The organism is Streptomyces sp. NPDC005878, assembly GCF_040629815.1.
Classification (GTDB): Bacteria; Actinomycetota; Actinomycetes; order Streptomycetales; family Streptomycetaceae; genus Streptomyces.
Map to the genome: position 1 here is coordinate 1 of NZ_JBEXWK010000012.1, position 13,912 is coordinate 13,912.

Here is a 13,912-nt window from a genome sequence, read left to right on the forward strand (position 1 = left end):
GGCCCGGATTCCGGCTGCGGGCCGGTGGGGCTTCTCGCGCAGTTCCCCGCGCCCCTCACATGCCGCTGCGCGGCATTCCCGGGGCGCCCCGAAGGGGCGCGGGGAACGGCGCGAGCAACCCACCACGGCCCGCGGACGACGACTGGTCTTAGGGGCGCGGGGAACTGCGCGACCAACCCCCACCAACCCGCAGACGAAAAGCGACCCTCCCAACGGAACACTCGGGCCCGCCCGGGACGGTACCGGGCGCCCCACAGGGGCGCGGGGAACTGCGCGGCCGGCCCCCACCGGCCCGCGGACAAACACCCGCCCGGACGGGCTCAGCGCAGGCGGAAGGCCCGGCCCCGGGGTTCCCGGGGCCGGGCCTTCGGTGGTGCGTCCCAGTGGGGCGGAGATCAGCTCTCCGTCGGCACCTGCTCGGCCGCCGCCTTCTTCGCGGTGGCCTTCTTGGCCGTCGTCTTCTTCGCCGCGGTCTTCTTGGCCGCCGTCTTCTTGGCGACCGCCTTCTTCGCGGTGGTGGCCTTCTTGGCCGTCTTACGGGCCGTCTTCTTGGCGGGAGCCGCCTCGGCGTCGGCGTCGGCGTCAGCCTCGGCCGGGGCCGGGGCCGCGACCTCGGTCACGACCGGCTCGGCCGCCGGCGCGTTCTCCACCACGAGAACCGCCTCCTGCGCGCCCGACGGCGACCCGGCCGGTGCCGTGGCCTTGCGGGTCGCCCGGCGACGGGCCCTCGGCGGGGCGGCGGCGGGCGCCTCCTCGACGACGGGCTCGGCCGCGACCTGCTCGGGCTCGGCGACCGGCGCCGGTGCGGCGACCGGCTCGGCCACCACGACGGGCTCCACCACGACCGGCTCGGCCGCGGCGGGCGGACCCGCGGGCGCGGACACCTTGCGGGTGGCCCGGCGCCGGGTGCGCCCACGCGGCGCCTCGTCCTCGATGAACGACGCGACCGTCACCGCCTTCGGCTCGGCCTCCTGCACGGGCGCGGGCGCCGCCTCGGGCTCCGCCACCACCGGCTCGGCCTCGGCGACCGGCTCGACGCCCCGCTTGGGCGCACCGGCCGGAGCCGACGCCTTGCGGCTCGCACGGCGCCGGGAGCGGCTGCCGCGGGCCGCGGCCTCCGCCTCGGCGACGCTGCTGTAGAGCTCCTCGTCCGGCACGAACTCCGGCTCCGCGAGCGCGACGGGCGCCGCGACCTCGGCCGCCAGCTCCGCCTCGGTCTCGACCACCTCGATGTCCGCGTCCGCGTGGAGGGGGTCGACGTCGACGACGTCGATGCCCTCGTGGCCCTCGTGCTCGTGCGCCTCGTGGTCGTGCTCGCCGCCGCGGCCACGCTTCTTGGAGCGCTTGCCGTTGCCGCCACCGCCGGTGCCGGTCGGCTGCTCCATGTGCACGATCACGCCGCGCCCGTTGCAGTGGACACAGGTCTCGGAGAACGACTCGAGGAGGCCCTGGCCGACCCGCTTGCGGGTCATCTGGACCAGGCCCAGCGAGGTGACCTCGGCGACCTGGTGCTTCGTACGGTCGCGGCCCAGGCATTCGAGCAGGCGCCGCAGCACCAGGTCCCGGTTGGACTCCAGGACCATGTCGATGAAGTCGATGACGACGATGCCACCGAGGTCGCGCAGCCGCAGCTGGCGCACGATCTCCTCGGCCGCCTCCAGGTTGTTCCTGGTGACGGTCTCCTCCAGGTTGCCGCCCTGGCCGGTGAACTTGCCGGTGTTGACGTCGACGACGATCATCGCCTCGGTCTTGTCGATCACCAGCGAGCCGCCGGACGGCAGCCAGACCTTGCGGTCGAGCGCCTTCATCAGCTGCTCGTCGATCCGGTACGTCGCGAAGACGTCGACCTCGGAGGTCCACCGGGTCAGCCGGTCCACCAGGTCCGGCGCCACGTGCGAGACGTAGCCGTGGATGGTCTCCCAGGCCTCGTCACCGCTGACGATGACCTTGGTGAAGTCCTCGTTGAAGATGTCGCGCACGACGCGGACGGTCATGTCCGGCTCGCCGTAGAGCAGGCTCGGCGAGCTCGTCGAGATCTGCTTGGCCTTCTTGGAGATCTCCTCCCACTGCTGCTGCAGACGCTCGACGTCGCGGCGCAGCTCGTCCTCGCTCGCGCCCTCGGCGGCGGTGCGCACGATGACGCCCGCGTCCTCGGGGACGATCTTCTTGAGGATGGTCTTCAGCCGCGCCCGCTCGGTGTCCGGGAGCTTGCGGCTGATGCCGGTCATCGAGCCCTCGGGCACGTACACGAGGTAGCGGCCCGGCAGGGAGACCTGGCTGGTCAGACGGGCGCCCTTGTGGCCGATCGGGTCCTTGGTGACCTGCACCAGGACCGACTGGCCGGACTTGAGCGCGGCTTCGATGCGGCGCGGCCCGTTGCCCATGCCCAGCGCCTCGAAGTTGACCTCACCGGCGTACAGGACGGCGTTGCGGCCCTTGCCGATGTCGACGAAGGCGGCCTCCATCGACGGCAGCACGTTCTGGACCTTGCCCAGGTAGACGTTGCCGACGTACGAGGTGGCCTGCTCCTTGTTGACGTAGTGCTCGACGAGCACGTTGTCTTCCAGGACGCCGATCTGGGTGCGCTCGCCGCTCTGGCGGACGACCATCACGCGCTCGACGGCCTCGCGGCGCGCCAGGAACTCCGCCTCGGTGATGATCGGCACCCGGCGGCGGCCCTGCTCGCGGCCCTCGCGGCGGCGCTGCTTCTTCGCCTCCAGACGGGTCGAGCCCTTGATGGACTGCACCTCGTCGGCGCCGGTGCCGGGCTCGGCCTTCTCACGGGCCGGGCGCGGCTCGCGGACCTTGACGACCGTACGCTCCGGGTCGTCGCCGCCCGTACCGGACTCGTGGTCGCCCCCGTCACCGCTGCGGCGACGGCGCCGGCGGCGCCGGCGGCTGCTGCTGGTGCCGGCGGCCGACGGGGTGTCCTCGGACTCCTCGTCCTCGTCCTCGAACGCCTCGGCCTCGGCGGACTCCTCCGCCTCGCCCTCGTCGCTCTCGGCGGACTCGCCCCGGCGACGGCGGCGGCCACCGCGGCGGCGGCGGCGCGAGGGACGGTCGTCCTCGTGCTCCTCGGTGTCGGCGCCCTCGGGCTCCTCCTCGGCGGCGGGCTCCTCGTCGGCCTCCTCGGCGACGGCCACCGGGGCCTGGGGCTCCGGCGCGGTCTCGGCGCTCTCACCGCGACGGCGGCGGCGACGGCGGGAGCCGCTCTGCGGCTCGGCCTGCTCGGCGGCGGGCTCGGCGGCGACTTCGGTGGTGGTCTCCTCCGGCTCCTCCTCCTCGTCCGGCACCTCGGCGGCCCGGGCGGCGGCCGCGGCGGCCGTCTCCGGGGTCTGGAACATCGGCTCGTGGAAGACCGGCGCCTGGAAGACGGCGACGGCGGGGCGGGTGGCCCGGCGGCGGGAGCGGCCGGTCTCCGCCTTCGGCTCGGCCGCGGCCGCCTCGGGCTCCTTGACGGGCTCGTCGGCGGCGGCCGGGGTGAACTGGGGCGCGGTGGCCTTACGGGTGGCACGGCGACGGGTACGCCCACGCGGCGCGTCGTCCTCGGCGGACTCGGCGGGCGCGGCCGGCTCGGCGGCGGGCTCCTCGGCGGCCGGGGCCGCGGCGACGGGCTCGACGACCACGGCGGCCTGCTCGGCCTCCTCGGCGGCCTTGGGCGCACCGGCGGGAGCCGTGGCCTTGCGGGTGGCGCGGCGGCGGGTGCGGGCCGGGGCGGCGGACTCCTCGGCGGCGGCCACCACGGCGGCCTCCTCGGCCGGGGAGGCGACCGGGTCCTCGGCGGCGACGGCCGGGGGCGCACCGGCGGCGGACTCCTCGGCGGCCGGGGCACCGGCGGGTGCGGTGGCCTTGCGGGTGGCACGGCGACGGGTGCGCGCCGGAGCGGCGGGCTCCTCGACGGCGCTCTCCTCGGCCGGGGCGGCCGCGACGGGCTCGGCGGCCACGACGACCTCGGCCTCCTCGGCGGCCGGGGCACCGGCCGGGGCGGTGGCCTTGCGGGTGGCACGGCGACGGGTGCGCGCCGGGGCGGCGGACTCCTCGACGGCGGGCTCGGGCTCGGCGGCGGCCGGGGCCTCGGCGGGCTCGGCCGTCTCGGCGGCGGGCGCGCCGGCCGGGGCGGTGGCCTTACGGGTGGCGCGGCGACGCGTACGCGGGGCGGCGGCCTCCTCGGCGGCGGCGGGCGTCTCGGCCGGGGCCTCGGCGGCGGGCGCTTCGGTGGTCGTCGCGGCCGTCTCGGCGGCGGCGGGCGCACCCGCCGGGGCGGTGGCCTTACGGGTGGCGCGGCGACGCGTACGCGGGGCGGCGGCCTCCTCGGCAGCGGGCGTCTCGGCCGGGGCCTCGGCGGCCGCGGCGGGCGTCTCGGGCGCCTCGGCGCCCGCCGCACCCGGCGGACCGGCGGGCCGCGACGCCGCGCGGCGCCTGCGGCGCGGCGGCAGCGTGTCGCTGGGGCTGCTGTTGTCGTCTCCGGTCACACCGGATTCGTTCTTCTCGTTCTCAAGCATGCGGGCGTAGCTCCCGTCACGCTCCCGGGCGCCGCGCCTGATTCCGGTCCGGCGGCACATCCGCGTGATGTGCGCGGGTGCCGTCGTCCGGGGCGCGGGCGCCGCACGGGAGCTGATATGTCCGGCTCGCCGGTTCCGTACGCGATGTACGCACGGCCTGGCGAAAGTCTCCTGGTCAGTGCGCGGCCCGACCCAGGTGGCTCCCGAGTACCAGGGCTGCGCTACAACGACTGCCTTACGCGGCTGGACCCGGCGCCGTCGCAGAGGTGGTCCCGGCGGCCTTGGGTGGAGCGGCCGGGGCTGCCTCGCGGTCGGGCGCGAGCGGGTCGGTCACCGTGCCGGACTCCTCGTCGAAGAGCCCCTGCGCCAGCCTGGTCACCGCTGCGGGGACCGGCGGCGCCAGGTCGGCCACAGCTCGGAGACCGGACAGGACGTCGTCGGGTCGCACGGCAGGTGTCAGGTGCCGTACCACCAGCCGCAGTATCGCACAGGGCTTGTCCAGCGGCCTATCGGCCTGGGGAGAAAGCGCCTCCAGGCCGGCCACGGCGGCGCGCGTGTCGAAGGTGCGCATGCCGTTCTTCGTCCGGCGCTGGACCTCGACGGTCTCGGCGGCGAGGAAGGCGTCGACGGCCTTCTGGGCGTCCTCGACGGGTACGCCGTCGAGCCGCATCTCCCAGACGGAGGCGGTCAGCCGGTCGGCCAGGCCCGAGGTGCGGGCCTCGACGGCGTCGGTGATGTCGAGCCCGGCGGGCAGCGACTCGTCGAGCAGCGTGAGCAGCGTCGCCGGGTCGCGGTGCTCGGTGAGCGCGATCTCCAGGTACTCGGCCTCGGAGCCGGTACCGGTGGGGGCCGCGTTCGCGTACGACACCTTGGGGTGCGGGGTGAAGCCGGCCGAGTAGGCCATGGGCACCTCGGCGCGGCGCAGCGCGCGCTCGAAAGCGCGCTGGAAGTCGCGGTGGCTGGTGAACCGGAGGCGGCCGCGCTTGGTGTAGCGCAGTCTGATGCGCTGCACCGCGGGTGCGGGCGGCGGGCCTTCGGGCTGTCGCTTGCCCAGTGGTTCTTCTCCTCGTGCGGGGCGGGCGCGGTGGGCGCCGCCCACCTGTCCTGTGGGGGCCCTCCGGTCACAGCCCGCGCGCCGCCCGGCTCATCCCTCCGTCCTGCTGAGGGAGATCTCGGGGGCGGGCACCGCGCCGGAGGCAGTAGTTGTACTACCCAGAGTACGCGTCGTGAGCGGTGCCGGTTCCCGGCGCGGGCCGCCGACGAGGGCCCGCCAGGCGTCCGCGCGGGCCTGCCGCACGCTCTCGCGGGCCGAGGCGAGGGCCTCGCGGGCGGTACGGGCCGCGCCGCTCAGCGTGTCGCGTGCGGCGCGGCCCGCCAGGACGGCCGCGCGCGCCGCCGGGGCCCACAGGGCGCGGCGGGCCCAGTGCAGCACCGGGGCGCACAGGGTGCGCCACACCCAGCGCAGCGGGCGGCCGACGAGCTGCCACCCGAGCCACTTCAGGCCGCGCCCGATGGCCCGGGAGAGGTGTCCGGCGATCCGCCAGGCGTGTCCGAAGGCGGCGCCGATCTCGCGCGCGACGACGGCGACGGCGTGTCCGACCGGCATCAGCACGCGTCGGCAGAACCACCCGACCGGTACCACAAACAAGATCAAACCCACTCGTACGAGGACGGTCCCGACCACCGAGAGGACCGCGCCGATCCCGCGCCCGCACCACGCCAGGCCCGCCCACAGCCGGGTACCGGCCCATCCGAGCCCGATCCCCATCCCGGTGCCGAGCCAGGCGACCGCGGCCCACACCCCGGAGCCGAGCCGGGCCGCTCCCGCCCACACACCGGAGAGGACCCACACCAAGCCCGCCCACACACCCGAGAGGACCCACATCAACCCCGTCCACACGGCGGCGACGGCCCGCCCGGCCCCGCGCCCCACCCGGGCGATGCCCCGGCCCAGCGGGGCGAGCAGGTGGCGGTGGAGCCATACCGCCGGGACGGCCACCCCGTACCGCCACAGCCATCCCAGCGGCGTGAGCACCAGCACGCGCACGGCCCGGCCCAGGGCCCGGAGCGTGTACGTCAGCGGCACCACGACGAGCGTGCGGCCCAGCCACGCCAGCGCCCGGCCCACCGGCCGCAGCACCGTGCGGTGGACCGCGCGGCCGGTGGCCGCGACGGCGTCCCACAGGAGGCGGACGGGGACCACCAGGACCAGGACGACGATCCGTACGGGGAGGCGGATCGCGACGGTCAGACAGCCGTCGGGCTGCCGGGGCGGCTGCTGCTGGAGTTCCATATACCTCGGGACGCGCCGCAGGCCCCGGACCGTTGCGGTCCGGGGCCTGCTGTGATCAACCGGTGATCGGGCGGTTACTTGACGACGGTCAGCGGGAGCAGCTTCTTGCCCGTGGGACCGATCTGGATGTGCGTGTCCATCTGCGGGCACACCCCGCAGTCGAAGCACGGGGTCCAGCGGCAGTCCTCGACCTCGGTCTCGTCGAGGGCGTCCTGCCAGTCCTCCCAGAGCCAGTCCTTGTCGAGACCGGAGTCGAGGTGGTCCCAGGGCAGGACCTCCTCGTAGGTGCGCTCGCGGGTGGTGTACCAGTCGACGTCCACGCCGTACGCGGGCAGGGTCTTCTCGGCGCAGGCCATCCAGCGGTCGTAGCTGAAGTGCTCGCGCCAGCCGTCGAAGCGGCCGCCGTCCTCGTAGACGGCGCGGATGACCGCGCCGACGCGGCGGTCGCCGCGCGAGAGCAGGCCCTCGACGATGCCGGGCTTGCCGTCGTGGTAGCGGAAGCCGATGGAGCGGCCGTACTTCTTGTCGCCGCGGATCTTGTCGCGGAGCTTCTCCAGGCGTGCGTCGGTCTCCTCGGCGGAGAGCTGCGGGGCCCACTGGAAGGGGGTGTGCGGCTTGGGCACGAACCCGCCGATGGAGACGGTGCAGCGGATGTCGTTCTGGCCGGATACCTCGCGGCCCTTGGCGATGACGTTGACCGCCATGTCGCCGATCTGGAGGACGTCCTCGTCGGTCTCGGTGGGCAGGCCGCACATGAAGTACAGCTTCACCTGGCGCCAGCCGTTGCCGTAGGCGGTCGCGACCGTACGGATCAGGTCCTCTTCGGAGACCATCTTGTTGATGACCTTGCGCATGCGCTCGGAGCCGCCCTCGGGGGCGAACGTCAGGCCCGAGCGGCGGCCGTTGCGGGTCAGCTCGTTGGCGAGGTCGACGTTGAAGGCGTCCACGCGGGTGGAGGGCAGCGAGAGGCCGATCTTGTCCTCGGTGTAGCGGTCCGCGAGGCCCTTGGCGATCTCACCGATCTCGGTGTGGTCGGCGCTGGACAGGGAGAGCAGGCCGACCTCCTCGAAGCCGGTCGCCTTCAGGCCCTTCTCCACCATCTCGCCGATGCCGGTGATGCTTCGCTCCCGCACGGGGCGCGTGATCATGCCGGCCTGGCAGAAGCGGCAGCCGCGGGTGCAGCCGCGGAAGATCTCCACCGACATGCGCTCGTGGACGGTCTCCGCGAGCGGCACGAGCGGCTGCTTGGGGTAGGGCCACTCGTCGAGGTCCATGACGGTGTGCTTGCTGACCCGCCACGGCACGCCCGACCTGTTCGGTACGACACGGCCGATGCGCCCGTCGGGGAGGTACTCCACGTCGTAGAAGCCCGGGACGTACACGTTGCCGGTCTTCGCGAGGCGGAACAGGACCTCCTCGCGGCCTCCGGGGCGGCCCTCGGCCTTCCAGGCGCGGATGATGGCGGTCATGTCGAGGACGGCCTGCTCGCCGTCGCCGATGACGGCGCAGTCGATGAAGTCCGCGATCGGCTCGGGGTTGAAGGCCGCGTGGCCGCCCGCGAGGACGATCGGGTCGTCGATGCCGCGGTCCCTGGCCTCCAGCGGGATGCCCGCCAGGTCAAGGGCGGTGAGCATGTTGGTGTAGCCGAGCTCGGTGGAGAAGCTGAGCCCGAAGACGTCGAAGGCGCCGACGGGGCGGTGGCTGTCCACGGTGAACTGGGGCACGTGGTGCTCGCGCATCAGCGCTTCCATGTCCGGCCACACGCTGTAGGTGCGCTCGGCCAGGACGCCCTCGCGCTCGTTCAGCACCTCGTAGAGGATCATGACGCCCTGGTTGGGGAGCCCGACCTCGTAGGCGTCCGGGTACATGAGCGCCCAGCGCACGTCGCAGCTCTCCCAGGGCTTGACCGTGGAGTTGAGTTCACCGCCGACGTACTGGATCGGCTTCTGCACATGCGGGAGCAGGGCTTCGAGCTGTGGGAAGACGGACTCGGCGGCAGTCATCTCGACGAACTTTCGTGAGCTGGCAAGGGGGCGACTCTCTAGCGTAACCCGCTCCCGGGGTGCCCTCCGCCGCCGCGTTCGCCCGTCTCAGGCCCTCAGCCTCCGGCGCGGCTTCGGCCGGGAGGCCGTGCGCCAGACTTCCGGCAGCTCGCGCTCGCCGTCGGCGCCGGCCGCCTCCTCCTGTCCGTACAGCAGTCCCCAGGTGAAGGCGGACTCGCCCGCCAGGTGTGCCTGGACCGCCAGGGCGCGCAGGGCCTCACGGGCGACCACGCTGTCCTGGTGGCCGCCCAGCAGTTTCTGTACCGCCTTCATCCGCTTGGCGAACTTCCTCGCGGGGGCGCCGAGCGCGGGCGCGGCGGCCTCGGCGGCGTAGCGGACCCGTTTGGCGGCCTTGCGGGCGTCGTGCAGGGCGCGGTCGCGCCGGTCGCCGGGGGCGAGCTCCAGGGCGTGCGCGATCCGGCCCGCCAGCCGTTCGTAGTCCTTGAGCACCGCCTTGGGCAGCACCTTCGCGGCGGGCCGGTGGGCGGCCGGGCGCAGCGGCGGGGCGGCGAGCAGCGCGTCCAGGGCGTCGAGCAGGGCGAGGTGGCGCGGGCTGTCCAGGGCGGCGAGGGTGGTGCGGCGGGCGTCGGCGCGGCGGGCCACGCTCCACCGGCGCAGCCGTCCTCGCACGGGTCCGAGGACGAGGGTGCGGGGCAGGGCGGCGACGCGGCTCTGGAGGCGTTCGGTGAGCACTTCCTGGTCGCGGTCGACGCCGAGCTCTCCCGCGAGCCACTTCAGCTCCTCGCCGAGCGGGTCGGTGACGGTCCGGTCGAGGACTTTTCCGTACGACTTCAGGGCGCTGCGCAGGCGGCGGGAGGCGACGCGCATCTGGTGGACGGCGTCGGGCAGGTCGCGGCGGACGGCGGGGTCGTGGGCGACGAGGGCGTCGCGCTGGGCGCGCAGATAGGCGAGCACGTGGTCGCCCGCGGTGGGGCCGCCGGTGTGCTCCACGGCCCGCGGTTCGGGGAGGTCCGGTACGGCCGGGGCGGTCTCCGCGAGGGCCCGGGCCAGTTTGGAGGCGCTGCGCGCGGGGCGCAGCCCGGCCTTGCGCAGCCGTTTGTCGACGCGGTCGAGGAGGGCGGGGTCGGCGCCGTCGGCGAGCTCCACCTCGACCTCGGTCCAGGTGGCCGTGGCGCCCGCGCGTCCGGGGCCCAGGCGCACCGCGCGCACGGAGTCGACGCTCACCTCGGCGAGCGGTGTGCCGTCCTCGCCGAGCAGATGGCGCACCTCGCGCGAGGAGACGAGCCGGACGACGGGATCCAGCCGGCCGCCGCGGACGCGGGAGCGCAGGAGCGCGGTCAGGGAGCTCGGGACATCCGGGGAGAGGGGGGCGCGGATCTCGTCGCGGATGCCGGTGGCGACGGGGAACTTCAGGTGCCAGCCCGCGTCGTCGCCGCCCGTTCTGCGGCGCAGGGTGAGGGAGTCCGCGGCCAGGCGCAGGTCCTGGGTGTCGTAGTAGACGGCGTCCAGCTCGGCGACGCCCCGCTCGGCGACGCGCGCGACTCCCGGGACCCCGGTGAGGCCGGGGAGCCGTACGTCGTCGCCGGTGGCGTCGTACTTCCGCTCGATCTCGCGCTTGGTCTCCGCCATGAACTGAATCTAGACGCGAAACGCAGTCTCAAACAGGCGCCGGACCGGCCATGGCGGCCGGTCCGGTGCTTCGCTCGCGGCGCTATGCCGTTATCGGCCGCTGCACCCTGATCGACTGGAGCAGTCCGATCGCGACCCACACGGCGAACATCGACGATCCTCCGTAGGACACGAAGGGCAGCGGGAGGCCCGCCACCGGCATGATGCCGAGGGTCATCCCTATGTTCTCGAAGGACTGGAAGCCGAACCAGGCGACGATCCCGGCCGCCAGGACCGTGCCGTACAGCTCGGTCGTCTCGCGCGCGATGCGGCAGGCGCGCCACAGGACCACGCCGAGCAGGACGAGGATCAGGCCGGCGCCGACGAAGCCGAGCTCCTCGCCCGCGACGGTGAAGACGAAGTCCGTCTGCTGTTCGGGGACGAACTGGCCGGTGGTCTGGCTGCCCTTGAACAGGCCGGTGCCGGTCAGTCCGCCGGAGCCGATGGCGATACGGGCCTGGTTGGTGTTGTAGCCGACGCCCGCCGGGTCGAGGCTGGGGTTGGCGAAGGCGGCGAAGCGGTTGATCTGGTACTCGTCGAGCAGCCCGAGCGCCGCGACCGCGACCGCCCCGGCCACGCCCGCTCCTATCAGGCCGAGCACCCAGCGGTTGGAGGCTCCGGAGGCGAGCAGCACGCCCAGGATGATGATCACGATGACCATGACGGACCCGAGGTCCGGCATCATCATGATGATCAGGATGGGCAGCGCGGCGATGCCCAGGGACTTGAGCACCGTGCGGTGGTCGGGGTGCGGGGTGTCCCCGGCGTCGACGCGCGACGCCAGTATCATCGCCATCCCCAGAATGATGGTGATCTTGGTGAACTCGGAGGGCTGGAGCGAGAAGCCGCCGCCGATGATGATCCAGGCGTGCGCGCCGTTGACGGTCGCGCCCAGCGGGGTCAGGACGGCCAGGATCAGCACCACCGAGATCCCGTACAGCACCGGCACCGCGCCCCGCAGGGTGCGGTGGCCCAGCCAGATCGTGCCGACCATCAGACCGAACCCGATGCCGGTGTTCATGGCGTGCCGGATCAGGAAGTAGTACGGGTCGCCCTGGTTGAGCTGGGTGCGGTTGCGGGTCGCGGACCACACCAGCAGCGAACCGATGAAGGACAGCGCGAGCGCGGACAGCAGCAGCCACCAGTCGAGCCGGCGCAGCACCGAGTCGCGCGCGGTGAGCTTGGCGAAGGCGGAGCGCTCGGGGGCGTAGCGCTGGACGGAGAAGCCGGCCATCAGTCCCTCCGCCCGCGTCCGCCGTTGCGGTTGTCGGTGTCGGCGGTGGCGGGCTGCTGCTCACCGGTCTTCTTCTCGGGGACCTTCTGCGAGTCCGGGTCGTACGGCTCGATCTTCGGCGCGTCGATGGAGCCGTCGGCCTGGACCTTGGGCAGGGCCTGCTGCGGCTGGGGCAGCAGGGCGCGCCCGAGGTCCTGGTTGCCCGCGTCGTCGAGGCCGTAGATCGCGTCGTAGATGTTGCGCACGGCGGGGCCGGAGGCGCCCGAGCCCGTACCACCCTGGGAGATCGTCATGACGATCGAGTAGTCCTTGGTGTACGTGGCGAACCACGAGGTCGTCTGCTTGCCGTAGACCTCGGCGGTGCCGGTCTTGGCGTGCATCGGGATCTGCTTCTGCGGCCAGCCGCCGAACCGCCAGGCGGCCGTGCCGCGGGTGGCGACTCCCGCGAGGGCTTCGTCTATGTCGTCGCGGGTGGCCCGGGTCATCGGCAGCTTGCCGTGCGCCTTGGGGGTGATCTCCTTGACGGACTTGCCGTCGGCGCTGATCACGGCCTTGCCGACGGTGGGGTTGTAGAGGGTGCCGCCGTTGGAGATCGCCGAGTAGATCGTGGCCATCTGGATGGGGGTGACGAGGGTGTCGCCCTGGCCGATGGAGTAGTTGACCGAGTCACCGGCGCGCATGAGGTTGCCTTCGAGGCAGTTCTCGTACTCGATCTTCTGGACGTAGTCGCCGTCCTTCTTGCCGTGCTTGCACCAGGCGTCCTTGTTGGCCTCCCAGAACCGCTGCTTCCACTGGCGGTCGGGGACCCGGCCGGGGACCTCGCTGGGCAGGTCGATGCCGGTCCTGGCGCCCAGGCCGAAGTCGTGGGCGGTCTTGTAGAACCAGTCGGCGGCGTCCTTCTTCGGCTTCATGCCGCCGTCCTTGAGCCACTGGTCGTGCGCGAGGCCGTAGTAGACGGTGTCGCAGGAGACCTCCAGGGCCTGGCCGATGGTGATGCTGCCGTGGCCCTGGGACTCGAAGTTCTTGAAGACCTGTCCGCCGACGGAGTACGAACTGGGGCAGGGGTAGGTGTTGTTGAACGCGTATCCGGCGCGGACCGCGGCGGCCGAGGAGACCACCTTGAAGATGGAGCCGGGGGCGGCCTGGCCCTGGATGGCGCGGTTCAGCAGCGGGTAGTTGGAGTCCTTGCCGGTGAGCGCCTGGTAGTCCTTGGCGGAGATGCCGCCGACCCAGGCGTTGGGGTCGTAGTTGGGCAGCGAGGCCATCGCCACGACCCGGCCGGTCTTCGCCTCCATCACCACGACCGCGCCCGCGTCGGCCTTGTAGTTCTCGTTGGTGTTCTTGTCGAACTCCTTGCGGGCCTCGGTCATCGCGTGGTTCAGCTCGTACTCCGCGACGGCCTGCACGCGTGCGTCTATCGAGGTGACGATGTTCGAGCCCGGTTCGGCCTTGTCGCTCTGCGCCTGCCCGATGACCCGGCCGAGGTTGTCCACCTCGTAGCGGGTCACGCCCGCCTTGCCGCGCAGCTGCTTGTCGTAGGTGCGCTCAAGTCCCGAGCGGCCCACCATGTCCGAGCGCAGATACGGCGAGTCGGTGTCCTTCGCCTTGATGATCTCCTCGTCGGTGACCGGCGAGAGGTAGCCGAGCACCTGCGCGGTGTTGGCCTTGCCGGGCGAGGTGTAGCGGCGCACCGCGGTGGGGTCGGCGGTGATGCCGGGGAAGTCCTCGGAGCGCTCGCGGATCTGCAGGGCCTGCTGGGTGGTGGCCTTGTCGGTGACCGGGATCGGCTGGTACGGCGAGCCGTTCCAGCAGGGCTTGGGCGTCTTGGCGTCGCACAGACGCACCTTGTCCATGACGTCCTGCGGCTTCATGCCGAGCACCCCGGCCAGCCGGGTCAGCACGGCCTTGCCCTTGTCGGGCATCTTCGTCAGGTCGGTGCGGGAGGCGGAGACCACCAGCCGGGTCTCGTTGTCCGCCAGCGGCACCCCGCGCGCGTCGAGGATCGCCCCGCGCACGGCGGGCTGGACGACCTGCTGCACGTGGTTGTTCTTCGCCTCGTCCTCGTACTCCTGCCCGTTGCGGATCTGCAGGTACCAGAGGCGCCCGCCGAGGGTGAGGAGCAGGGAGAAGACGAGGACCTGGATGATGACGAGGCGGATCTGCACCCGGGGGGTGCGTCCCGTCTCGGGGATGTTGCTCACGCTGCCCCCTC

At 73.2% G+C, this 13,912-nt stretch carries 7 protein-coding genes; all 7 read right to left on the minus strand.

Going from position 1 to position 13,912, the window contains the following annotated elements; all coding sequences use genetic code 11:
- Positions 1 to 395 precede the first annotated feature (395 nt).
- The 7 genes from ABZ404_RS19300 to mrdA all read right to left on the minus strand — a co-directional run bounded on the left by ABZ404_RS19300 (position 396) and on the right by mrdA (position 13,901).
- Positions 396 to 4,502 carry an Rne/Rng family ribonuclease gene (locus tag ABZ404_RS19300; protein WP_358990598.1) on the minus strand — a complete coding sequence of 1,369 codons (4,107 nt, stop codon included), beginning with the start codon at positions 4,500 to 4,502 and terminating at the stop codon, positions 396 to 398.
- A gap of 235 nt (positions 4,503 to 4,737) precedes the next feature.
- Positions 4,738 to 5,514, minus strand: coding sequence for a TIGR03936 family radical SAM-associated protein (locus ABZ404_RS19305; protein ID WP_358837349.1), 777 nt, complete (start codon positions 5,512 to 5,514; stop codon positions 4,738 to 4,740).
- Positions 5,515 to 5,646: 132 nt separating this feature from the next.
- Positions 5,647 to 6,795, minus strand: coding sequence for a hypothetical protein (locus ABZ404_RS19310; protein ID WP_358837350.1), 1,149 nt, complete (start codon positions 6,793 to 6,795; stop codon positions 5,647 to 5,649).
- Between the two features lie 74 nt (positions 6,796 to 6,869).
- Positions 6,870 to 8,798, minus strand: coding sequence for a TIGR03960 family B12-binding radical SAM protein (locus tag ABZ404_RS19315; RefSeq protein WP_358837351.1), 1,929 nt, complete (start codon positions 8,796 to 8,798; stop codon positions 6,870 to 6,872).
- A gap of 87 nt (positions 8,799 to 8,885) precedes the next feature.
- The gene (locus tag ABZ404_RS19320) at positions 8,886 to 10,427 is read right to left on the minus strand and encodes a CYTH and CHAD domain-containing protein (RefSeq protein WP_358990601.1); all 1,542 of its coding nucleotides are present in this window, start codon (positions 10,425 to 10,427) and stop codon (positions 8,886 to 8,888) included.
- An 82-nt stretch (positions 10,428 to 10,509) separates the two neighbouring features.
- Positions 10,510 to 11,700, minus strand: coding sequence for a rod shape-determining protein RodA (rodA, locus tag ABZ404_RS19325; protein ID WP_358831440.1), 1,191 nt, complete (start codon positions 11,698 to 11,700; stop codon positions 10,510 to 10,512).
- Positions 11,700 to 13,901 (minus strand): penicillin-binding protein 2, encoded by a 2,202-nt coding sequence (mrdA, locus tag ABZ404_RS19330; RefSeq protein WP_358831441.1) that lies wholly within the window; start codon positions 13,899 to 13,901, stop codon positions 11,700 to 11,702. Before mrdA ends, rodA begins: the two co-directional genes overlap by 1 nt.
- Between the last annotated feature and the right edge of the window lie 11 nt (positions 13,902 to 13,912).